Source organism: Streptomyces synnematoformans (assembly GCF_039531005.1).
GTDB lineage: Bacteria > Actinomycetota > Actinomycetes > Streptomycetales > Streptomycetaceae > Streptomyces > Streptomyces synnematoformans.
Genome location: NZ_BAAAPF010000087.1, coordinates 1 through 22,467 on the forward strand (window position 1 = coordinate 1; position 22,467 = coordinate 22,467).

Sequence of the window (22,467 nt, forward strand, 5' to 3'; positions counted from 1 at the left end):
GACTTGACCTGCGGCGCAGGCGGCGGATCGTGGCCGCCTTCCTCGCCGCGACGGGCGGCGGCGACTTCGAGGCGCTGGTCGCCCTCCTCCACCCCGATGTCGTCCTGCGGGCGGACCGCGCGGCGATCCCCACGCCGGAGCCGGTCGAGGTCCGCGGCGCGGCGCCGGTGGCGGAGGGCGCGATGGCCGCCGCCGGCCGGGCGCGGTTCACCGGGCCGGCGCTGGTCGACGGCCGGGTGGGGCTCGTGATGGCGCCGCTGGGGCGGCTGCGGCTGGTGCTGGGCTTCACCGAGGTGGACGGGCTCATCACGGAGATCGACGTGATCGCGGACGCGGAGCGGCTGCGGGCGGTGGAGCTGGCCGTCGTGGAGCCGGCGGTGCCCGGGGGGCACTGACCGGTCCGGCTCCGCCGCCCGGGGCCCGCGGGTGCGTGCGGACGCGCCGGGCGCCCCGCGCGTACGTACGGGGCGCGCCGCCGATTCCGCCCCGCAACACCCGCCCTCCCATCGGGTGAAGCTCGCAACTCCCAGGGGTGGCACCCCGCGAAGCGGGCCGCCCGGGCACCGGCAGCGCCCTACGGTGAGGCGCCATGTTGATCTTGAAAGCCCGGCCGGCGGCACCGCGCCGCCGCCGCTCGTTCGCCGCCGGCGCCGCCGCCGTCCTGGGGTTGTCCCTCCTCCCCTGGGCCGGCGTCGCCGCGGTCACGCCGTCGGCCGCGCAGCCCGGCCCCGTACCCGTGCAACTCCTCGCCCTCAACGACCTGCACGGCAACCTCGACCCCGTCGACGGCCCCGCCGGCTCCGTCTCCCGCATCACCGAGTCCGGCGACGTGGTCCGCTCCCAGGCCGGCGGCGTCGCCGGGCTGGCGACGCTGCTCAAGGACGCCCGCGAGGGGCAGCAGAACACCCTCACCGTCGGCGCCGGCGACCTCATCGGCGGCAGCCCGCTGCTCTCCGCCAACTTCCACGACGAGCCGACCATCGACGCCCTCGAAGAACTCGGCCTCGACGTCGCGTCCGTCGGCAACCACGAGTTCGACGAGGGCCCCGACGAACTGCTCCGCATCGCCCACGGCGGCTGCCACCCCGCCGACGGCTGCGCCGTGCCCGACGAGCCGTACGACGGCGCCGACTTCCCCTACCTCGCCGCCAACGTCACCCGCAAGGGCAGCGCCGAGCCGCTGTTGCCGCCGTACTGGATCAAGACGCTGCCCGGCGGGGAGCGCATCGGCTTCATCGGGCTGATCACCAGGCACGCGCCCGACGTGATCTCCGCCGCCCGCATCCGCGACGTGGAGTTCCACGACGAGGTGGAGACCGTCGAACGCTACTCGCGCGAGCTGACCGAGATGGGCGTCGCGGCGCAGACCGTGCTCATCCACGAGGGCGGCGCCCACGGCGACAGCGTCCCGTACAACGAGGACTGCGACGACGGCGGCCCGGGCGCGAAGCTGGGCCAGCCGATCCGTACCCTCGCCGAGTCCTTCCCGCCGGACGTCGACGTGATCGTCAGCGGGCACTCGCACGAGCCGTACGTGTGCACCGTCCCCGACCCCGCCGGCGACCCGCGCGTCGTCACGCAGGCCGCGTCCTTCGGCCGCACCTACACCGACCTGCGCTTCGCCCTCGACCCCGGCACCGGCGACGTGCTCCGCGGCACGGTGGAGGCCGCCAACCACCCCGTCCTCACCGCCACCCCCCAGGACCCGGCGATGGCGAAGCTCATCGGCACCTGGCGCGAGCGCTCCGCCGAGCTGGAGAAGAAGCCGGTCGGCTACATCACCGACGACCTGCCCGGCCGCGGCTCGACCGCGCCCGAGCGCCCGCTCGGCGGTGTCATCGCGGACGGGCAGGTCGAGGCCACCCGCGGCAACGGCGCGGAGATCGCCATGATCCAGCCGGGCGGAATCCGGGCCGACCTCACGTACACGTCGTCCGGCGACGAGGGCGACGGCGTGGTGACGTACGCGGAGGCGTTCCGCGTCTCGCCGTTCGAGACCGGGCTGGTGACGATGACGCTGACCGGTGACCAGCTCGTCGAGGTGCTGCGGCAGGGCTTCTCCGGCGCCAACGAGGACCGGGCGCGGTTCATGCAGCCCTCGGCGGCCTTGTCGTACGCGGTGGACCTGCGGCTGAGCGGCGGGGCCCGGCTCGACGCGTCGAGCGTGCGGGTCGCGGGGCAGCCGGTGGTGGCCGACCGTGAGTACCGGGTCACCGTCAACGAGTTCCTCGCCGAGGGCGGCAACGGGTTCACGGAGTTCAAGGACGGTACGGACCGCCGGGGCGGTGACATGACGGACACCGCGGCCCTCGTCTCGTACCTGCAGAGCGCCAGCTCGCCGCAGTCTCCGCTGGCGCCGCCGTCGCCGGCGCGGATCGAGGTCCGGGAGTAGGGCGTACGCCCCCGGCGCACGGCTCCCGCGGCTACGCTCGCCGGCATGAGCGAGACGCGGGAGCCGTGGGAGCCCGCCGCCGCCGGGGTGCTGCGGCTGCCCTCCGGGCGGTACGTGCGCGGGCGCGGGCTGCGCAGGCCGGCGCCGTCCGCCGGGCCGGACCCGGAACTGGGGGTGTACCTCCTCGGCGGCGCGCCGCCGGAGACGGCGTGGGAGAGCCGGTGGGTGCGGTGGCCCGACTTCCGGCTGCCGGCCGACCGGCCGGCGGCGGAGGCGGCGCTGCGCGAGGCGTGGGAGCGGGCGGCGTCGGAGCGGGTGGAGGTCGCCTGCGGCGGCGGCGTCGGCCGTACGGGGACGGCGCTGGCGTGCCTGGCGGTGCTGGACGGGGTGCCGGCGGCGCGTGCGGTGTCGTACGTGCGGGAGCACTACCACCGCCGCGCGGTGGAGACCCCCTGGCAGCGGCGGTACGTGGCCCGCTTTCCGGCCGGCCGCGGCGCGACGGCGGGCTGACGGGCCGCGCGGTCGCGCCCGGTACCCCGAGCCCGCCGGCCGGCCCGCTCGCCGTCGCCGTTGTCCGCCGCCCGGCTGTCGTTCGCGGACCGCGTGGGGCGCTGCGCCGGCGACGTCGACGTGTGGCGGGAGACGCTGACCGCGGACGCGGTCGTGACGGGTGGCGCTGGGCGTCTGAGGCCACGCGCCGCCGCAGGGGCCGAAAACGGGCCTTCGATGTCCGGATTGAACCGGTTCATCAGCGCCCGGAGTGCACCAGGTACGTGAGATGGGCGACCCCGTCGCCCGCGACCGCCCGGACCTGCTCCAGCCGTACGTCCGTGTCCCCGAGGCCGTCGAGGGGGCGGGAGCCGCCGCCGAGCAGCACGGGGACGACGTGCAGTTCGAGCACGTCGAGCAGCCCGGCGGCGAGGTACTGCCGCACGGTCTCGCCGCCGCCGTACAGCATCACGTCCTTGCCGCCCGCGGCCTCCTTCGCGCGGGCGAGCGCGGACTCGATGCCCTCGGTGACGAAGTGGAAGGTCGTCCCGCCGGCCATCTCGACGGACTCGCGCGGGTGGTGCGTGAGGACGAACACGGGGTAGTGGTACGGCGGCTCGTCACCCCACCAGCCGTACCACGGCTCGTCGTCGGCCCAGGGCCCCCGGCCGGGGGGCCCGAACATGCCGCGGCCCATCACGGCGGCGCCGATGTTCGCGGTCGACTCCTCGAACACGGGGGTGCTGGCGGTGACGGCGCCGCCCTCCATGCCGTGCGCCGCACGCCAGGCGGCGAGCGGCACCACCCAGTCGTGGAGCCCTTCGCCGCCCTCGCCGAGCGGGTGCTCCTGGCTCTGGTGAGGGCCGGCGACGTAGCCGTCGAGTGAGATCGAGATGTGACACCGAAGCTTGCTCATCTTGCTCCTCGGGAAGCGGGCGGTAGCTGTTGTACGCAGAGCATGGCCGGGCGGGCTGATGTCGTCCAATGCCAATACAACGAAGATCGCATCAATCCTTGATCTCTTTCTTGGGCGCAGACCCCCTGCTTCAGCTGGGGGTTAGCCTCGGCGTTTCACTTGCGGTGGTGTCCGGATCCTGAACGGAAACGCGAAAGTGCCTTCTGAGCTGGGATGATGAGGCTTGTCTAGGGCTTCTGTCACCACAGCTGGAAGGCACTTTCTACGTGCACACTACCGGGTCGCGTCCCAGGCTCGTCGTCTCGGCCGACGGTCGCGGGGTGGTCAGCCATGCCGGGTCCCGCTTGCTGGCCGATCTCGCGGACGCCACCGGTCTGACCGTCGCGTTCGCGGATGCGCTGGGTCGGCTGCGACCGCGTGGTACCGGGCACGACCCCGGCCGGATCGCGGGTCGATCTGGCGGTGATGCTCGCCGACGGCGGTGCAGCGATAGCGGACCTGGCCCTGCTGCGTGACCAGTGTGAGGTCTTCGGTCCGGTCGCCTCCACGGCCACCGCCTGGCGCCTGCTGGCCGACCTCGATGCGGCCGCACTCGCCGGCCTGCGCTCGGCAAGGGCCGCCGCCCGGGAAGTCGCCTGGCTGCAAGCCGCCGAAACCACAGGCGGCATACCCGCCGCCCGCGCCGGCGGGCGCGACCTGCCGGGCCTGGTCCTGGACCTCGACGCCACCCTCGTGACCTGCCACTCGGAGAAGGAGCAGGCGGCGGCCACCTACAAACGCGGCTTCGGCTACCACCCACTGCTGTGTTTCCTGGACAACACCGGCGAAGCCCTGGCCGGGCTGCTGCGGCCCGGCAACGCCAGCGCCAACACCGCCAGCGACCACATCGCCGTCCTGGATCAGGCCCTGGCCCAGATCCCCGACGCCCACCGCCACGGCACCGACCTCCTCATCCGCGCCGACAGCGCCGGAGGCGCGAAAGCCTTCCTGACCCACATCCGAGCGCTGCGCGAGCGGGGCATCCACACCTCCTTCTCCGTCGGATACCCCGTCACCGAGCCGGTCCGCTGCGCGATCCGGACCGTGCCCGACCGGCTCTGGCACCCGGCGCTGGAACAGGACGGCTCCCTGCGCACCGGCGCCGAAGCGGCCGAGCTGACCGGCATAGTCGACCTCGACGGCTACCCCGACGGCACCCGGATCATCGTCCGGCGCGAGCGCCCGCACCCCGGAGCCCAGCTCTCGCTGTTCGACCTCGACGACGGCATGCGCCACCAGGTCCTGATCACCGACACCCCCTACAGCGAAGGCTCCGTGCAGCACCTGGAGGCCCGCCACCGCGCACACGCCCGCATCGAAGACCGCATCCGCTGCGGCAAGACCACCGGCTTCGGCCGCTTCCCCTCCCGCCACTTCGCCATCAACACCGCCTGACTGGAGCTCTCCCTGACCGGCATCGACCTACTCGCCTGGACGCGCACCCTGCTACTGGACGGCGAACTGTCCACCGCCGAGCCGAAGAAGCTGCGCTACCGGCTGCTGCACGCTGCCGCCCGCCTCACCCGCGGCAGCCGCCGCCTCCGCCTGCGGATCTCCGCCACCTGGCCCTGGCGAAACGAGCTGACCAGCGCATTCACCCGCCTGGCAGCCCTGCCACGGCCGGCCACCTGACCAACGGCCACGTCCCGGCCCACCCGCAACCCGAGGAAACCCGGAGCACCCGACCCCAGCGTCGGGCCCCAGCCACGCCCGCCCGGCGACCAACAACCAAACCACCGACCCACCGCGCAAAGACCAGCTCAGCCATCCGAAGCGAAACAGGGAGGCTAGCCCATCCTCGGCTTGGCGCTCCGGAGGAGCGCGGTTCAGGGCTTCGAAAAGCCGTTCTGACCTGCACATTTGATGATAGGATCAGGTCAACTGGCTTACGGTTTGGGGGTGTTCCCGTGCTCACTGGACGACGTTACCGGCTGGCTGTCGATGAGAAGCAGGCCGCGATGGTGGAGGAGTTCGGGAACATCTGCCGGGCCGTGTGGAACACCGGCCTCGACCAGCGCCGCCAGTACCGGCGCCGGGGCGCGTGGATGAACTACGTTCCCCAAGCTGCCGAGCTGGCCGAAGCGAAGAAGGAACACGCCTGGCTCAAGGCCGCGCCGTCCCACATCCTTCAGCAGACGTTGAAGGACCTGGACAAGGCATGCCGGGATCACGGCACGTTCCATGTGCGCTGGCGGGCGAAGTCCCGCTGGTCTCCCTCGTTCCGGTTCCCGGACGCCAAGCAGATCCAGGTCGAACGCCTGGGCCGTAGGTGGGGCCGGGCGAAGCTTCCTAAGCTCGGCTGGGTCACCTTCCGGTGGTCCCGTCCTCTGGGCGGCGAAGTCCGTTCTGCGACAGTGTCCCGGAAGGGCACGCACTGGTTCGTTTCCTTCCTCGTCGACGACGGGCACCAGGCGCCCGAACAGCACGCCATGCCGAACACTGCAGTCGGGATTGACCGCGGGGTGAAGGTCGCGGCCGTCACGAGCGACGGCGAGTTCCACGACCGGCCGTTCGTCACCGAAGGTGAGACGACCCGGTACCGGTGCCTGCAACAGCGCCTCGCCCGCAGTAAGAAAGGCTCAGCGAACCGGCGCCGCACGGTCGCGGCGATGAACCGGATCATGGGACGGGTCACCGACCGTCGTTCGGACTTCTGTGCGCAGACCGCCGCGCACATCGTGAGCAAGAACGCCCTGGTCGCCCTCGAAGACCTCAAGACCCGCAGCATGTCCGCTTCCGCCTCGGGCACGCTCACCGAGCCCGGTAAGCAGGTCGCGCAGAAGCGTGGCCTCAACAAGGCCATCCTCGACAAGGGATGGCACAAGCTCGAACTCGCCCTTCAAAACGCCGCCCGGTACACGGGCAGCGCCGTGGTGAAGGTTCCTGCCGCGTACACGTCGCAAAGGTGCTCCGCCTGCGGCTTCGTAGCGGAAGGCAATCGCGAAAGCCAAGCGATCTTCCGCTGCAAAGCCGAAGGCTGCGGACACGCAGAGAACGCCGACGTGAACGCCGCGAAGAACATCCGACACGCGGGCGGGCAGCCCGTGTCAGCCTGTGGAGACCTCGGCACTGGCCGGTCCGTGAAGCAGGAACCCGTAAGCCGGGCGACCGGCCGAAACCCTGGTGTGGCGCGGAGCGCCACCTAGGGAATCCCCCTCGTTCACGAGGGGGAGGAAGTCAAATGTGCTTAACCTCGTCCATCTGAAGGTGCTCGCCGCGGTGGCACGCCACGGGTCCGTGACCGAGGCCGCGCGGGAACTGCACTACTCCCAGCCGTCCGTGAGCCACCACCTGTCCCGGCTGGAGGCCGCCACGGGCGCCAAGCTCGTCCAGCGCGTGCACCGCGGCATCCGCCTCACCCCCGAGGGCGAACTCCTCGCCCGCCGCGCCACCGAGATCGTCGGCCGGGTCGACGCGGCGACCAGCGAACTCGCCGCCCAGGTCGGCCTGCGTACCGGCCGTGTACGGCTGGCCGCCAACGCCTCCGTACTGAGCACCATCGTCCCGAAGGCGGTGGCGCTGCTGACCGGGACGCACCCCGGCCTGGCGCTCAGCGTCGTCGACGGGCACCCGGTCGAGGCGCTGCAGATGCTGCGCCGAGGCGACGTCGACGCGGCGCTCGTCTTCCGCTACGCGCACGCCCCGCTGGAGGACGACGGGTTCCGCCTCGTCCACGTGGCGGACGACCCCATCCACCTGGTCAGCCGTCACCCGGACGACAGCGTGGCCGGCCACCGCCGCTCCGCGTGGATCGGCGGCTGCGAACGCTGCCGGAGCGAACTGGCGGCGGTCTGCGCCCGGCACGGGTTCACCCCCCGGATCGACTCGGTCTGCGACGACATGGTCGTCGTCCAAGCCCTCGTCGCCGCAGACGTCGGCGTCACGACGCTCCCCGGCCTGGCGCTACGCGCCCACCGCAACCCGGCGGTCCACACCACGGAGATCCCGGGGGCGGCGCGGCGTATCTACGCGGCGACGTACGGGGACCCGCCGGACCCGCCGGCGACGACGGCGCTGCTGGAGGCGATCCAGAAGGCCGCGGCGGAGACCACCTCGGCCACCTCTCACTGACGTCCGATACGGAACTCGGCCCAAACGGCTTTCCCAGGCCCGCGCCGCGCCTCGACACCCCAAGCGTCGGAGAGCCCGTCCACGAGCACCATCCCGCGCCCCGCGTCGTCCAGAGCCCGAGCCGGCCGCACGACGGGCACGCCCTCCCCACCGTCGTGCACCTCGACCCGCACCCGCTCGCCGTCATCCGCAACCCGGACGAGGAACTGCCGTCCGACGGGCACCCCGTGCCGTACGGCGCTCGCGGCCAACTCCGAGACACACACCCGCACGTCGTCCAGTCGCCCGTGTAGGGGACGGTCGCCCAGCACCTCGACCACGAAGGCCCGGGCCTTGGCCACGGATGCGGCGTGACGGGTGAATTGTTTCTGATTCGGCTTCTGCACGCTTCCAGCCAACCGGGCAGCGGGGGAGACCCCCAGGGTGGTCCGCCTGATTGCCTGTGCGTTTCCCCGGGCATTTTTGCCGGTGGGCTTGTTATTTATCGACCAGCCGGAGCTACGGTGGCGCCGTGACCAGGAACACGGCACTCGCCGCCGCGATGGCGGAACTGGAGTTGACGGCACCTGAGCTGGCCAGTCGGGTGAATCGGGAGATCGAGTTGCTGACCGGCAGGCCCGGAGTGATCGACGATCGAATGGTCCGACGCTGGTTATCCGGGGCGGTCAGGTGGCCCCATGCCAGGCAACGGATCAGCCTGGAGAGAGTTTTCGACAGACCGGCGGTAGACCTCGGCTTCGTACCGCGGAGAAGGTCTGCCAAAGAATCCACGGAGGCCCCTATGCGCCGCCGAACATTCCTCACCGCCACCACCGGCACCACACTCGCCGCAACGGCTGCCGGTGCGCCACAGGCCGCGGCGGTTCGTCCCGGCGTCGGGCTGAGCGACGTCGAACGGCTGCGTGCCCAGCACGTGCGCCTCCTCCACGAAGCCGACCGCAGCGGCGGCACGCCCGCAGTGATCAAAGCGTCCGAGCGCCTCGCCGAAGAAATACAGCACCTCATTGTCGGCAGTTCGATCTCGGGACGGCTGAGCCAGCGCCTGTACGGGCTGGCCGCGGGCGCGATGTCGACCGCGACGATCGCCGCCCACGACGCGCGAGTCCCGGACTACAGCCGGTCCCTGGCGGACCGCGCAGGCACGCTCGCCGGGCTGAGTAACGACGGCGCCACCGTGTTCCGGGTCTGGAACCACATGGCGATGATCGCCCGGGAGCGTACGGACTACACCGAGTCCGTCGCCGCCGCGCAGGCCGCGCGCTCGACCTCCGTCGCCCGGACCAACCCCCTCTTCTCCTCCCTCGCCTCGGTGCAGACGGCCATCTCGACCGCCGGCCTGCACGACGCCCGCAAGGCCGAGAGGCTGCTGTCCGGCGCCACCACCTCGTTCGAGCGCGCCGGACACGACGACACCCCGGCGTGGGCCGACTTCTACGACATCGCCGAACTCGACGGCTTGTGCGGCATCACGTATATGCGCCTGGGCCGGCCGCAGCGCGCCGAGTACCACTTTCACCGCACCCTGGCCCATCTGCGCCCCAGATACACGCGCAACCGTGCCCTCTACACCTCCCACGCCGCCCTCGCCCAGGCCCGTCAGGGTGAGCTGGAAGCGGCGATGGACACCGCCGACCGCGCCTGCACGCTGGCGGCGGACGTCCCTGGCTCCCGGCGCACCTGGAAGAACCTGACCGAGGTACGCGGAGCCGTTGCCGCCGCGGGTTCCCGTAGCCCGGAGAGCACCGGCTGGCTGGAGAGGACGCGCTCATGGAAGTGAAGCACTACGGGCAGGCAGAGACCGCCGGTATCAGGGAGCTGCTGCTCGACCTCCACGACGGTGAGTACGCCGGGAGCGACGACGCCTTCCACTCCCGCGACCGGTTCGCCCAGTTCGTCGACAGTTGGTCCGGCAAGGAGGGCTTCGCCTGCGTCGTCGGCTACGAGGAGCAGGAGCCGGTCGGTTTCGCGTACGGCGCACCCTTCGCCGCCGGCCGCTGGTGGAAGGGCAGCGATCTCCCCACCGGCTACACGGGCCCGAGCTTCGCGCTGTCCGAATTGATGGTGCTGCCGGGTTGGCGCAAGACCGGTGTCGCCGCCCGTCTGCACGACGCGCTCCTCGGCCGCCGAACCGAGCCCCGGGCGACGCTGCTGGTCGACGTCACGCACCCCAGGGTGCAGGCCCTGTACGAGTCCTGGGGCTACGAGAAGATCGGCGAACAGAAGCCGTTCGCCGACTCCCCGGTCTTCGCGGTCATGGTCAGACCCCTGAGCCGGCCGCAGGCCGAGGGCGCGCGGGCGGGCAAGCGGGGCGGTTGACGCGGGAGCAGGCAGCAGGAGACGGATGCGGACATCTTCGAGGCGATCTCGGGGGCGGCCGGGGCGTGGCCCCGGTCCGGGGGCGGTCAGGAACGTGCCGTACGCCGGGCGCGGGACCGCTCGCGCCGCGTCCGGCGTACGAGGTCGGCCGCCGCCTGCGGCCAGGCACCGTGGTCGAAGGCGAACCCGGCGTCCCGCAGCCGCCCGGGCACCACCCGCCGGCTCTTCAGGAGGAGTTCGGTGTCAGAGCGGAGCACGAAGGCGCCGGCTTCGGCCATCCACCGCGTCGCGGGCAGCCCGAGGGGCATGCCCCAGGCACGGCGCAGCGTGCGCATGAACTCCCGCTGCGGCAGCGGGCCGGGAGCCGCGAGGTTGACCGCCCCGGTGAGGTCGTCCCGGGCGATCAGGAACTCCACGGCGCGGACGAAGTCGCGGTCGTGGATCCAGGACACGTACTGGGCGCCGCCCGCGACCGGCCCGCCGAGGCCGAGCCGCGCCAGCCACAGCAGGTAGTCGAAGACGCCGCCGCGGTCGGGGCTCATCACCATCGCCGACCGCAGGGCCACCTTGCGCGTCTGCGGCGTCGCGGCCCGCTCCTGCTCCCGCTCCCAGTTCCGCGCGATCTCGACGCTGTAGGCCCAGTAGCCGGGGACGCCGGGCTCGGCTCCGCCGATCGCGCCGGCGGCCTCGTCGTTCGGCGCGTCGAAGCGGTGGGCGTAGACGGTGGCGGTGCTCATCTGGAGCCAGCTCCGGGGCGGCCTCCGGGCGGCGGCGATCGCCTCGCCCACGACGCGGGCGGAGTCCACGCGCGAGTCCATCATGGCGCGGAGGTTCTCGTCGGTGTAGCGGCAGCTGACGCTGCGGCCGGCGAGATTGATCACGACGTCGCTGCCGTCGACCGCCTCCGCCCAGGGGCCGAGCGTCCGGCCGTCCCACGGGACCTCGCCGTCGCGCCCCGGGCGTCTGGTCAGGACCACGACCTCGTGGCCCGCGGCGGTCAGCGCCCGCCGCAGTACGCCGCCGACCTGGCCGGTCCCGCCGGGCAGCACGATCTTCACCGGCCCCGCCCCCGTCCTGCCGCTGCGGTGGGTTCCGTACGGCGAGCGTACGACCCGCCGTACGGGCGCGGCGCGCCGGGGCCGGCCCGCCGGCGCCGGTCCGCCTCCCTAGCCCGTCCCCGCCAGGGCCCTGTCCACCTGCATCGGGGACAGGGCGTGCTCGATCGCCAGGATTCCCGCGCCGATCGCCGCCGCGTTCTCGCCCGTCCGGCTCGGCTCGATCCGCAGCACGTGCGTCGCCAGCGGGTGCGACCTGCGGTACACCGCCTCCCGTACGCCCGCCAGCAGCTGGTCGTGGACCGCCGCCAGCGCGCCGCCGACCACCACCGTCTCCGGGTTGAAGAAGTTGACCAGCCCCGCCAGCACCTCGCCCACCGCCCGGCCCGCCTCCCGGACCATGCGGACCGCCTCGCGGTTGCCCTGCTTCACCAGCCGGACGACGTCCAGGCCCGACGACGCCTCCAGCCCCAGCTCGCGGAGGCGGACCGCCAGCGCCGCGCCGCCGGCGATGGCCTCCAGGCAGCCGGAGTTGCCGCAGCGGCACAGGTCCTCGCGCTCGCCGACGCGGATGTGGCCGATGTCGCCGGCCGAGCCCTGGGCGCCCCGGTGCAGCCGGCCGTCCGCGACGATGCCGCAGCCGATGCCCGTGCCGACCTTCAGGTAGAGCAGGTACGACGTGTCGGGGAAGGCCTGGCGCTGTTCCGCCAGGGCCATGACGTTGACGTCGTTGTCCACGAGGGCGCGGACGCCGAAGCGCTCGTCGAAGAACTCCGGGATGGGGAACTGGTGCCAGCCCGGCATGATCGGCGGGTCCACTGGGCGGCCGGTGGAGAACTCCACCGGGCCCGGCACGCCCACGCCGATCGAGCGGAGCGTCCCGGGGTCGCGGCCGGACTCCTCCAGCAGGGTGTGCAGCGTCCGTTCCACGTGGCCGAGAACCGCCGCGGGGCCGTCCGCGATCTTCAGCAGGTCCTCGCGGACGGCGAGGAGCGTGCCGCCGATGTCCATCAGCGCGACCCGGCAGTGCGAGGCGCCCAGGTCGACGCCGGCGACGGCGTGCTCGCGGGTGCGGAGCGAGAGGCGGCGCGGGGGACGGCCGCCGGTGGAGCCGGCTTCTGCGTCCTCGTCGACGAAACCGTGCGCGATCAGCGCGTCGACGCGCTGCGAGACGGTGGAGCGGGCGAGGCCCGTGAGCCGGGCTATCTCGGCGCGGGTGGCGGCGGAGCCCGAGCTGATCAGGGCGAGGACTTCCCCGGGGGACTGGCCCGACGGCGGGCTGGGGGACGGCGTGCCGGTGGCCGATGGCGGCGGCGGTGGCGGCATCGGCGAGGAAGGGGCTGTCACGGCGCCCACCATAGACACCGCCAGGACCACCAACAAGGCCTTCTTTGTTCGATATTCGGCCAAAGTCATCGCCAACTCATCATAGAAAGGCCTTGCTTAGGCTCTTGACAGTCCAAAGAACCCTGGGGACATTGCCTTTCATGCTGACGATGCAGGACGTGTCCAAGAGCTTTCTCGGGGTGCGGGTGCTGCACGGGGTGTCGCTCGACCTTGATCCGGGGGAAGTGCACGCCCTGGTGGGGGAGAACGGCGCGGGCAAGTCGACGCTGATGAAGGTGCTCGCCGGGGAGTACGCGCCCGACGAAGGCACCATCACGCTCGACGGCACGGTGCACGCCTTCACGCACCCCGTACAGGCCCAGGCTGCCGGGATCGGTCTCATCCACCAGGAGTTCGCGCTGCTGCCCCACCGGACCGTCGCCGAGAACGTGTTCCTCGGCCGCGAGCCGGTGCGCCGCGGGCTCGTCGACCGGCGCGCGATGGAGGAGAGAACCGCCGCGCTTCTCGCCGAGCTGGACGAGACCGGAATCGCCCCGCACACCCAGGTCAGGGACCTGTCCGTGGCCCGCCAGCAGACGGTGGAGATCGTCAAGGCACTGGCGGCGTCCGACGTCCGGGTGCTCGTCATGGACGAGCCGACCGCGCCGCTGGCCGACCACGAGGTCGAACTCCTCTTCGCGCTCATCCGCCGCCTCGCCGACCGCGGCATCGGCATCCTCTACATCAGCCACCGCCTCCGCGAGGTCTTCGACCTCTCCCGGCGCATCACCGTCCTCAAGGACGGCCGCCGGGTCACCACCCTCACCACCGCCGAGACCACCCCCGACGACGTGGTCCGCGCCATGGTCGGCCGCGAACTCGGCTCCTACTACCCGCCCCGCGCGGCGCCCGCGGAGATCGGCGAACCGCTGCTGACCACCGCGGGCGCCGGCAACGAGCGCCTCGCCGGCATCGACCTGACCCTGCGCGCCGGCGAGGTCACCGGCGTCGCCGGGCTGCAGGGCTCGGGCCGTACCTCCCTGGTACGGGCCCTCTTCGGCGCCGCGCCCTTCACCCGCGGCCGCATGACCGTCGCCGGCCGCCCGCTGCGGCCGGCCAGCCCGCGCCAGGCCATCCGCGGCGGCGTCGCCCTGGTCACCGAGGACCGCAAGGGCGAGGGCCTGGCCCTGCGCCAGTCGGTACGGGACAACGCCCTGCTCGTCACCCGCGCCGTGCACGGCGGCGGGGCGCCGGCCGGCGACCTCCCCGGGCTGCTGGACCGCGTCAACCTCCGCGCCCGCGGCCACGACCAGGAGGTCCAGTACCTCTCCGGCGGCAACCAGCAGAAGGTCGTCATCGCCAAGTGGCTCGCCGCCCGCCCCCGCGTGCTGCTCTTCGACGAGCCGACCCGCGGCGTCGACGTCGGCGCGAAGGCCGCCATCCACACCCTCGTGCGCGAACTCGCCCGCGACGGCATGGCGGTGCTGATCGTCTCCTCCGAACTCCCCGAGCTGATCGGCATGAGCGACCGGATCCTCGTCATGGCCGACGGCGCCCCGGCCGGCGAACTGCCCGCCGGGGCGAGCGAGGAGGACATCATGCGGCTGGCCACCCGGGACGGGGCGGGCGCCGCCCCCGAGGGGAGCGCCGCATGACCGCCGTACGCACCGACGCCCCCGCCCCGCCCGCGGGTCCGCGCCGGCGGCTGCCCGCGGCCGGCCGGCTGAAGATCACCGACCCCGTCGTCGGCGTCTGGCTGGCCGCCGCCGCGGTGACGCTCATCGGCTGGATCGTCGTCGCCGCCGACGGCGGCCAGTTCATGACCCAGGCCAACGCCACCGGCATCCTGCAGAACTCCGTCGCCCTCGGCCTGGTCGCCGTCGGCCAGTCCGCGGTGATCCTCACCGGCTCGCTCGACCTGTCCGTGGCGTACCTCATCAGCCTCGGCACGCTGGTCGCCGCCGAGACGATGGAGGGCGGCAGCGTCGTCACCGCGGTGCTCGCCGTGCTCGCGCTCTCCGCCGCCGTGGGGCTGGCCAACGGCCTCATCGTCACCGGGCTGAAGGTCAACGCCTTCATCGCCACCCTCGGCATGGCCTTCATCCTCCGCGGCTACATCGAGGACAACTACACCGGCCCGTCCGGCGACGTCCCCGCGTCCTTCCAGCGCCTGGGCTACGACCGCGTCGGCTTCGTCCCGGTCTCGGTCTTTCTGCTGATCGCCGTGGCCGCCGTGCTGTGGCTGATCACCAAACGCACCCGGCTGGGCCACCACATGTACGCCACCGGCGGCGACGAGCACGCCGCCCGGCTGTCCGGCGTGCGCACCAGGCGCACCGTGATCTACGCGCACGTGCTGTGCTCCCTGTGCGTCGGCGCCGCCGCGCTGTTCCTCGCCTCCCGGCTCGGCGCCGGCGCCCCCTGGGCGGGCACCGAGGCGCGCTACGACCTGGACTCCATCGCCGCCGTCGTGCTCGGCGGCACCGCGCTGGCCGGCGGGCGCGGCGGGGTGGCGGGGACGCTCGGCGGGGTGCTGCTGCTCTCCGTGCTGGACAGCATCTTCAACCAGCTGTCCGTCGACCCGTTCTTCAAGAACGTCGTCCGCGGCGTCGTCATCATCGCCGCCGTCGCCCTCTACGCCCGCCCGTTCCGCCGCCGGGCGAAGGCCCGCGACGAGGCGCGGGCCGCGGAGGAAGCGGAGAAGGGAGCGCTCGCATGACGACGACCACGCCCCCGTCCACGCCCCCCGCCGGCACCGGGCCCGCGGCGGCCTTCGTCGGCGCCGGCCGCCGGCTGGGCACCGGTGCCCCCGTCTACGTGCTCCTCGCCGTGCTGCTCGCCGCGCTGGCGATCACCGATCCCGGCTTCTACGAGCCGGACAGCTTCCTCGCCTTCGTCAAGCGCGCCGCCCCCCTGGTGATCCTCGCCGCCGGCCAGTACATGGTCATCGTCTCCGGCGGCTTCGACCTGTCCGTCGGCGCGGTGGTCACCGCCGGCGTCGTCGCCGGCGCCGAGTTCTACGGCTCGTACCCGGACGCCCCCTGGCTGCTGGTCACCGCCGGGCTGCTGCTGGCCGGGGCGATCGTCGGGCTGGTCAACGGGCTCATCACCACCGTGTTGCTGGTGCCGTCGTTCATCACCACCCTCGGCATGATGCTGATCCTCGAAGGCGCCGTCTTCTACTGGACCGGCGGCTCCCCGCAGGGCGTGCTGCCGGAGTCCTTCCGCGAGTTCGGCCGCGGCGAGGCCGGCGGCTGGCTGCCGTGGGCGGTGCTCGCCTGCCTCGCGGTCGGGGCGCTCGCGGTGTGGCTGATGCGCGCGGACTTCGGCCGTACGCTCCTGGCCACCGGCGACAACGACCGCGCCGCCGCGCTCGCGGGCGTGCGCGTACCCCGGGTGCGCACCCTGGCGTTCGTGCTCTCCGGCGCCGCCGCGGCGCTCGCCGCCGTGCTGATCGCCGGCTTCTCCGGAGTCTCGGCGCAGGCCGGCCGGGGGCTGGAGTTCGAGGCCATCACCGCCGTCGTGCTCGGCGGGGTGATCCTCGGCGGCGGCCGCGGCTCGGTCGTCGCCGCCATGGCCGGGGCGTTCTCGCTCCAGGCGCTGTTCACGCTGCTCAACCTCCAGGGCGTCTCGGGCGCCCTGGAGTCCACGGTCCAGGGAATCATCGTCATCGTCGCCGTCGGCCTGGGCGCGACGGGTTCCTCGGGGTTCTCCCGGCTGCGCCGCCGCCGTTCACCATCCTCGGAAGGGAAGTCCTCCTCATGAGCCGTACGCGCCGCACGACCCGCCCAGGCGGCAGCCGCCGCCTGGCCGCCCCGGCGGCCGCCCTGCTGGCGGCCGCGCTGCTCGCCTCCTGTTCTTCGGACGCGCCGGAGGACGACCTCGCCGACGACCCCGCCGCCTCGCAGGACGCGGAGAACGGCGACGAGCAGTCGGAGTTCTTCGACCAGGCCGACTACGAGCGGCAGCTGAAGCTCGCCGAGACCGCTCCGGAGGGGCCGGCGGACAAGCCCTGGGAGCAGATGCTCGACCCGCAGGCGGGCGGGATGGCCGACACGTCCGAGTACGCGATGAAGGACAAAGCGCGGCACCTGTGCTTCTCCAACGCCGGCGTGTTCAACCCCTGGCGGCAGGTGGGGCTGAAGACGATGAAGGCGGAGGTCGCGCTGCACGACGAGATCAGCGACTTCACCGTCCTGGACGCGCAGGGCAAGGACGACAAGCAGATCTCCGACATCCAGGAGCTGTCCGGCAAGGACTGCGACGCGCTGATCGTCTCGCCGAACACCACCGCCACCCTCACCCCCGCGGTCGAGGAGGCGTGCGGCAAGATCCCGGTGATCGTCTTCGACCGCGGCGTGGAGACCGACTGCGCCGTGACGTTCATCAGCCCCGTCGGCGGCTACGCCTACGGGGCCGCCGCCGCGGACTTCCTGGTGGACGAGGTGGACAAGGGCGGCAAGATCGTGGCGCTGCGCATCTCGCCCGGCGTGGACGTGCTGGAGACCCGCTGGTCGGCCGCCGAGATGGCGTTCGAGAAGGCCGGACTCGACGTCGTCGAGGTGAAGTTCACCGACGGCGACCCGTCGAAGACCAAGTCGATCGTCTCCGACGCGCTCGCCCGCCACGGCCAGATCGACGGCGTGTGGATGGACTCCGGCGCCACGTCGGTGGCGGCGGTCGAGGCGTTCGAGGACGCCGGCGAGGACATCCCGCCGATCACCGGCGAGGACCAGCAGGACTTCCTGGCCGCGTGGCAGGACAAGGACCTGACCGCGATCGCGCCGACGTACCCGACGTTCCAGTGGCGCACGCCCGTGATCGCCGCGCTGAAGATCCTGAACGGCGAGGAGGTCCCCAAGGAGTGGACGCTGCCGCAGCCGGTCGTCACCGAGGAGAACTTCGACGATTACTACAAGGAGGGCATGCCCCCGCTGCACTACGGCGCCTGCGGCTGCGAGGACCTGCCCGGCTACCCCGGCGACTGGGGCGGTGAGTGATGCCGGCCGGACGGCGGCGGATCGGCGCCAACCCGTGGATCTGGCACTCGCCGGTGACCGACCGGGCGCTGGAGGCGGTGCTGCCGCGGCTGGCGGGCTGGGGGTTCGACTGCGCTGAGCTGCCGCTGGAGCAGCCCGGCGACTGGCAGCCGGCCGCCGCCGCGAAGCTGCTGGACGACAGCGGGCTGGCGCCGGCCGCGGTGGTCGCCGTGCTGCCGCCGGAGCGCGGGCTGGTGCGCACTGAGCCGCCGGCGGTCCGTGCGACGCAGGACTACCTGCGCCGGTGCGTCGACGCGGCGCGGGAGATCGGCGCGCCGGTCGTCGCCGGGCCGATGTACGCGGCGGTGGGCCGCACGTGGCGGATGGACGCGGACGAGCGGGCGGCGGCGTACGCCGAGTGGCGGGACAACATCGCGCCGGTCGTCGCGCACGCCGCCGCGGCCGGGGTGCTGCTGGCCGTCGAGCCGCTCAACCGGTACGAGACGAGCCTGCTCAACACCGTGGCGCAGACCGTGGCGGCGCTGGACGGGCTGCCCGCCGAGACGATCGGCGTCGCCCTCGACACGTACCACCAGAACATCGAGGAGCACTCGCTGCCCGGCGCGGTGCGGGCGGCGGCGGGGCGGATCGTGCACGTCCAGGTGTGCGCCAACGACCGGGGCGCCCCCGGCACGGACCACCTGGACTGGCCGGGCTTCCTCGACGCGCTCGACGAGGCGGGCTACCGCGGCCCGCTGTGCATCGAGTCGTTCACCGCGCACAACGCGACCATCGCGGTGGCCGCGTCGGTGTGGCGGGCGCTGGCGCCGAGCCAGGACGCCATCGCGGTCGACGGCCTCGCCTTCCTGCGCCGCGTGTCAGGCGCCGGCCCACCCGGCTGACGTCCGCCTCCGCACGACCACGTCCGCACGACCACGTCCGCACACCGCGTGCGCGCCCTGACCGCGTACGCCCGCACCCGCCGCCGGGCCCGGAGACCGCGACCCCGATCCGGGCCCGGCGGACCACCCCTGCGCAACTCCCTACGCACCCGCACCCGCACACCGAAGGAGAGAACCGACCTATGAGATGTCATGCTCGTGACATCGGCAGGCCGTTGGTCACCGTGCTGGCCGCCGTCCTGCTCGCGCTCACCGCGCTGCCGTCGGCAGCCGCGGACAAGGCGCCGGCCTTCAAGGCCCTGCTGTTCACCAAGGCCGTCGGCTACGTCCACGGCTCCATCCCCGCGGGCATCCAGATGGTCCAGGAGGAGGCCGAGGAGAACAACTTCGAGGTCGACCAGACCGACGACTCCACCGTCTTCAACGACGCCGCGCTCGCCGAGTACGACGTGATCATCATGCTGCAGAACTCCGGCATGATCTGGGACACGGACGAGCAGCGCGCCGCCGTGCAGACCTACGTCAACAACGGCGGCGGCATCGCGGCCATCCACAACACCCTCGACATGGGGATCGAGAACGAGTTCCCCTGGTGGGACGAGCTGATCAACGGCGGCGCCCACATGCCGAGCCACTCGCCCGGCACGCTCCAGGGCACCGCGAAGGTCGCCGACACGGTGCACCCCTCGACCAAGGGCCTGCCGCAGCGCTGGGAGCGCCCCGAGGAGTGGTACAACTTCGACGTCAACCCGCGCGGCGACGTCCACGTCCTCGTCACCGCCGACGAGACGACGTACAACCCGGGCGGCGACGCCATGGGCGCCGACCACCCGATCTCCTGGTGCCGCAACGCCGAGGGCGGCAGGGTCTGGGCCACCGCCATGGGCCACGAGTCCTCCGCCTACAGCGAGCCCGAGTTCCGCGACCACGTCGTCGGCGGCGTGCAGTGGGCCGCCGGCGCCGAGCCCGGCGACTGCGGCGGCACGGTCTGGGACGGCTACGAGAAGGTCGCCCTCGACGACGACACCGTGGACCCGATGGAGCTGGACGTGGCCGACGACGGCCGCGTGTACTACATCCAGCGGGCCGGCCAGGTGCAGGTCTTCGACCCGGCGACCCACCAGACCACCACCGCCGGCAAGCTCGACGTCTACACCGGCGGCGAGGACGGTCTGGTCGGCATGGAGCTGGACCCGAAGTTCGAGAAGAACGGCTGGATCTACCTCTACTACGCCCCGGCCGGCAGCGCCGAGGACGTGAACCGGCTGTCCCGCTTCACGCTGAAGAACGGCACGCTCGACCCCGCCAGCGAGAAGCAGCTGCTCGACGTGCCCGCCTACCGGGACCGCACCTACCCCGAGCCCGGGCACACCGGCGGCGCGGTCGAGTTCGGCCCCGACGGCACGCTGTACCTGGGCACCGGCGACGACGTGCCGCCGAACCTCAGCCCCGACTGGCAGGGCTACGCGCCGATCGACTGGCGCGAGGGCCAGGAGATGCTGGACTCCGCGCGGACCGCGGGCAACACCAACGACCTGCGCGGCAAGATCCTGCGGATCAAGCCGAAGAAGGACGGCGGCTACAAGATCCCCGGGGGCAACCTCTTCGGGAAAAAGCAGAAGAAGACCCGTCCCGAGATCTACGCGATGGGCTTCCGCAACCCGTTCCGCTTCACCGTCGACCAGGAGACCGGCTACGTCCACGTCGCCGACTACGGCCCCGACCGCGGGCTGCCGACGACCGAACGCGGGCCGGAGGGCCTGGTCGAGTACAACGTCATCAAGAAGCCCGGGAACTTCGGCTGGCCGTTCTGCCACGGCGACAACCAGCCCTACGCCCCGTACAACCCGGACACCGGTGAGGTCGGCGAGAAGTTCGACTGCGCCAACCCGGTCAACCCGTCGCCGAACAACACCGGCCTGACCGAGCTGCCCGACATCCAGCTGCCGGAGATCTGGTACGGCTACGGCGTCTCCGAGGCGTTCCCGGAGATGGGCGAGGGCGGCTCCGCGCCGATGAGCGGCCCGGTCTACCGGTACGACGAGGACAACCCCTCGGAGACGAAGTTCCCCGAGTACTTCGACGGCGCGAGCTTCCTCTACGAGTGGTCCCGCAACTACGTCAAGGAGATCCGCTTCGACGAGGACGAGGAGCTGCTGAAGATCAACGACTTCCTGTCCACGGCGAAGTTCATCAAGCCGATGGACATGACCTTCGGCGCGGACGGCTCGCTCTACGTCCTGGAGTGGGGCAGCGAGTTCGGCGGCGGCAACAACGACTCGGGGCTGTACCGCATCGACTACAGCCAGGGCAAGCGCTCCCCGGTCGCCAAGGCCACGGCCTCGGTGACCAACGGACCGGTGCCGCTGACGGTCGACTTCTCCAGCGAGGGTTCGGACGACGCCGACGGCGACGCGCTCACCTTCGAGTGGGACTTCGAGGGCGACGGCACCTTCGACTCCACCGAAGCCGCCCCCAGCCACACCTACGACACGGCGGGCGACTTCACCGCGCAGCTGAAGGTCACCGACTCCACCGGCAAGACCGGCTACGCCAACATCCCCATCACCGCCGGCAACACCGCGCCGCAGGTGACGATCGAGACGCCGGTCGACGGCAAGCTGATCGAGTTCGGCGACCAGGTCCCGTACAAGGTCACCGTCACCGACCCGGAGGACGGCGAGATCGACTGCTCGCGGGTCTTCGTCAACCCGGCCCTCGGGCACGACGACCACGAGCACTCGACGACCGACCTGCCGGGCTGCGAGGGCACCGTCGACACCGGTGACCTCGGCGGCCACCCGGAGGGCGCGGACCTGACGTACGTCCTCAACGCGCACTACGAGGACGGCGGCGGCGACGGCGCCGGCGCGCTGACCGGGTACGCGAAAACGGTCCTGCAGCCGAAGCACAAGCAGGCCGAGTACCACGACGACCAGTCCGGCACCCGGATCGTCAGCCAGGCCGGGGCCGAGAACGGCAAGCGCATCGGCGACATCTCCGACGGCGACTGGATCGCCTTCGACCCGATGTCCGTCGAGGGCATGAGCCAGGTCTCCTACAAGCTGTCGTCGCCGTACGGCGTGGGCGCGATCGAACTGCGCGCCGACGCCCCGGACGGGCAGCTGCTGGCGACGACGCCGGTGCCGAACACCGGGGACTGGGACAACTACCAGGCCACGGAGGCGGTGCCGGTCGAGGAGCTGGCGGGGTCGCACACGCTGTATCTGCGGTTCACGTCGCCGCAGAACAACTCGTTCGACGTCGACTCGGTGACGTTCGGCTAGCGGTCGGGAGGTGACCTGACGGGGGGGGCCCCGGCGGGGGGGCCCGGGGGCCCGCTGTGCCCGCCGCCCGCCGCGGCGTCGGTCAGATGCGGACGCCGTACTCGGCGAGGTACGCGACCGGGTCGATGTCCGTGCCGTAGTCGGTGCCCTTGCGCACCTCCAGGTGCAGGTGCGGCCCGGTGGAGTTGCCGGTGTTGCCGGAGTCGCCGATGCGGGTGCCGCCGCGGACGCGGTCGCCCGGGGCGACGGACATGCGGTCGAGGTGGGCGTAGAGGACGTAGCGGCCGTCGGCCATCCGGACGAGGATGTGGTTGCCGTACGCGCCCTCGGTGGAGGTGCTGTGCACCTCGCCGGGGCCGACGGAGTACACCGGGGTGCCGGTGGGCACGGCGAGGTCGACGCCGGTGTGGTAGCCGGCGATCCAGCCGTCGCCGGGGAGCCCGTAGGGCGCGGAGATCCGGTAGTCCACGGTGACCGGGGCGGCCCAGCCGGGGGCGGGGGCCAGGAGGACCTGGCCGGGGTGCAGCAGGTTCGGGTCCGGGCCGATCACGGACCGGTTGTTCTGGTACAGCAGCCGCCACGGCACCCCCAGCCGGGCGGCGATCCCGCTGAGGGTGTCGCCGGGGCGTACGCGGTACGTGCGCGGCGCGGGTGCCGGTGCGGCCGGAGCGGTGCGGGCGGCGGCGGGGCGGATC

The 22,467-nt window shown here is 72.5% G+C and carries 18 protein-coding genes and 1 pseudogene; 14 read left to right on the forward strand and 5 right to left on the reverse strand.

Annotated features, from left to right (window positions below; all coding sequences use genetic code 11):
- The 3 genes from ABD317_RS15470 to ABD317_RS15480 all read left to right on the forward strand — a co-directional run.
- Positions 1 to 395: sigma-70 family RNA polymerase sigma factor family protein (locus tag ABD317_RS15470; protein ID WP_486389011.1), on the forward strand; the 395-nt coding region annotated here is incomplete at its 5' end.
- Positions 396 to 589: 194 nt separating this feature from the next.
- Positions 590 to 2,392, forward strand: a complete 1,803-nt coding sequence (locus ABD317_RS15475; RefSeq protein WP_027753112.1) for a 5'-nucleotidase C-terminal domain-containing protein — start codon at positions 590 to 592, stop codon at positions 2,390 to 2,392.
- 45 nt (positions 2,393 to 2,437) lie between these two features.
- Positions 2,438 to 2,902: a protein-tyrosine phosphatase family protein gene (locus ABD317_RS15480; protein ID WP_344290560.1), complete on the forward strand. Its 465-nt coding sequence runs from the start codon at positions 2,438 to 2,440 to the stop codon at positions 2,900 to 2,902.
- Between the two features lie 238 nt (positions 2,903 to 3,140).
- Here ABD317_RS15480 and ABD317_RS15485 read toward each other — a convergent pair whose 3' ends face one another.
- Entirely contained in the window at positions 3,141 to 3,797 is a 657-nt protein-coding gene (locus ABD317_RS15485; protein ID WP_344290561.1) for a dihydrofolate reductase family protein, read from the reverse strand.
- Positions 3,798 to 4,063: 266 nt separating this feature from the next.
- Between ABD317_RS15485 and ABD317_RS15490 the strand changes: the two are divergent.
- The 3 genes and pseudogenes from ABD317_RS15490 to ABD317_RS15500 all read left to right on the forward strand — a co-directional run bounded on the left by ABD317_RS15490 (position 4,064) and on the right by ABD317_RS15500 (position 7,907).
- Positions 4,064 to 5,468, forward strand: a pseudogene (locus ABD317_RS15490) (IS1380 family transposase).
- 275 nt (positions 5,469 to 5,743) lie between these two features.
- On the forward strand, positions 5,744 to 6,982 hold the full coding sequence (locus ABD317_RS15495; protein ID WP_344290562.1) for an RNA-guided endonuclease InsQ/TnpB family protein: 1,239 nt from the start codon (positions 5,744 to 5,746) through the stop codon (positions 6,980 to 6,982).
- Positions 6,983 to 7,019: 37 nt separating this feature from the next.
- Positions 7,020 to 7,907, forward strand: a complete 888-nt coding sequence (locus ABD317_RS15500) for a LysR family transcriptional regulator (protein ID WP_344290563.1) — start codon at positions 7,020 to 7,022, stop codon at positions 7,905 to 7,907.
- Here ABD317_RS15500 and ABD317_RS15505 read toward each other — a convergent pair.
- Positions 7,901 to 8,293: an ATP-binding protein gene (locus ABD317_RS15505; protein WP_344290564.1), complete on the reverse strand. Its 393-nt coding sequence runs from the start codon at positions 8,291 to 8,293 to the stop codon at positions 7,901 to 7,903. The genes ABD317_RS15500 and ABD317_RS15505 overlap by 7 nt on opposite strands.
- 125 nt (positions 8,294 to 8,418) lie before the next feature.
- On the opposite strand from ABD317_RS15505, the gene ABD317_RS15510 reads away from it, so the two are divergent.
- Together ABD317_RS15510 and ABD317_RS15515 are read left to right on the forward strand one after the other, a co-directional pair.
- Positions 8,419 to 9,684, forward strand: a complete 1,266-nt coding sequence (locus ABD317_RS15510; RefSeq protein ID WP_344290565.1) for an NsdA family TPR-like regulatory protein — start codon at positions 8,419 to 8,421, stop codon at positions 9,682 to 9,684.
- The gene (locus ABD317_RS15515; protein ID WP_344290566.1) at positions 9,675 to 10,223 is read left to right on the forward strand and encodes a GNAT family N-acetyltransferase; all 549 of its coding nucleotides are present in this window, start codon (positions 9,675 to 9,677) and stop codon (positions 10,221 to 10,223) included. The genes ABD317_RS15510 and ABD317_RS15515 overlap by 10 nt, the downstream gene beginning before the upstream one ends.
- Before the next feature lie 86 nt (positions 10,224 to 10,309).
- Here the strand turns inward: ABD317_RS15515 and ABD317_RS15520 are convergent, their stop codons facing one another.
- Together ABD317_RS15520 and ABD317_RS15525 are read right to left on the reverse strand one after the other, a co-directional pair.
- Entirely contained in the window at positions 10,310 to 11,281 is a 972-nt protein-coding gene (locus ABD317_RS15520; RefSeq protein ID WP_344290567.1) for an epimerase, read from the reverse strand.
- Between the two features lie 108 nt (positions 11,282 to 11,389).
- Positions 11,390 to 12,604, reverse strand: a complete 1,215-nt coding sequence (locus ABD317_RS15525; protein WP_027753118.1) for an ROK family protein — start codon at positions 12,602 to 12,604, stop codon at positions 11,390 to 11,392.
- Between the two features lie 161 nt (positions 12,605 to 12,765).
- Here ABD317_RS15525 and ABD317_RS15530 point away from each other — a divergent pair, with 161 nt between their 5' ends.
- From ABD317_RS15530 to ABD317_RS15555, 6 genes are all read left to right on the forward strand, one after another.
- Positions 12,766 to 14,259, forward strand: a complete 1,494-nt coding sequence (locus ABD317_RS15530; RefSeq protein ID WP_344290568.1) for a sugar ABC transporter ATP-binding protein — start codon at positions 12,766 to 12,768, stop codon at positions 14,257 to 14,259.
- On the forward strand, positions 14,256 to 15,323 hold the full coding sequence (locus ABD317_RS15535; RefSeq protein ID WP_344290569.1) for an ABC transporter permease: 1,068 nt from the start codon (positions 14,256 to 14,258) through the stop codon (positions 15,321 to 15,323). Before ABD317_RS15530 ends, ABD317_RS15535 begins: the two co-directional genes overlap by 4 nt.
- On the forward strand, positions 15,320 to 16,369 hold the full coding sequence (locus ABD317_RS15540) for an ABC transporter permease (RefSeq protein ID WP_344290570.1): 1,050 nt from the start codon (positions 15,320 to 15,322) through the stop codon (positions 16,367 to 16,369). The genes ABD317_RS15535 and ABD317_RS15540 overlap by 4 nt, the downstream gene beginning before the upstream one ends.
- The gene (locus ABD317_RS15545; protein WP_344290571.1) at positions 16,366 to 17,604 is read left to right on the forward strand and encodes a substrate-binding domain-containing protein; all 1,239 of its coding nucleotides are present in this window, start codon (positions 16,366 to 16,368) and stop codon (positions 17,602 to 17,604) included. Before ABD317_RS15540 ends, ABD317_RS15545 begins: the two co-directional genes overlap by 4 nt.
- Positions 17,604 to 18,485, forward strand: a complete 882-nt coding sequence (locus ABD317_RS15550; protein WP_344290572.1) for a sugar phosphate isomerase/epimerase family protein — start codon at positions 17,604 to 17,606, stop codon at positions 18,483 to 18,485. The genes ABD317_RS15545 and ABD317_RS15550 overlap by 1 nt, the downstream gene beginning before the upstream one ends.
- Before the next feature lie 182 nt (positions 18,486 to 18,667).
- Positions 18,668 to 21,772 (forward strand): ThuA domain-containing protein, encoded by a 3,105-nt coding sequence (locus ABD317_RS15555; RefSeq protein WP_344290573.1) that lies wholly within the window; start codon positions 18,668 to 18,670, stop codon positions 21,770 to 21,772.
- A gap of 82 nt (positions 21,773 to 21,854) precedes the next feature.
- On the opposite strand, the gene ABD317_RS15560 is transcribed toward ABD317_RS15555, so the two are convergent.
- Positions 21,855 to 22,467 (reverse strand): LysM peptidoglycan-binding domain-containing M23 family metallopeptidase (locus ABD317_RS15560; RefSeq protein WP_344290574.1); only part of this gene is annotated, 613 nt, incomplete at its 5' end.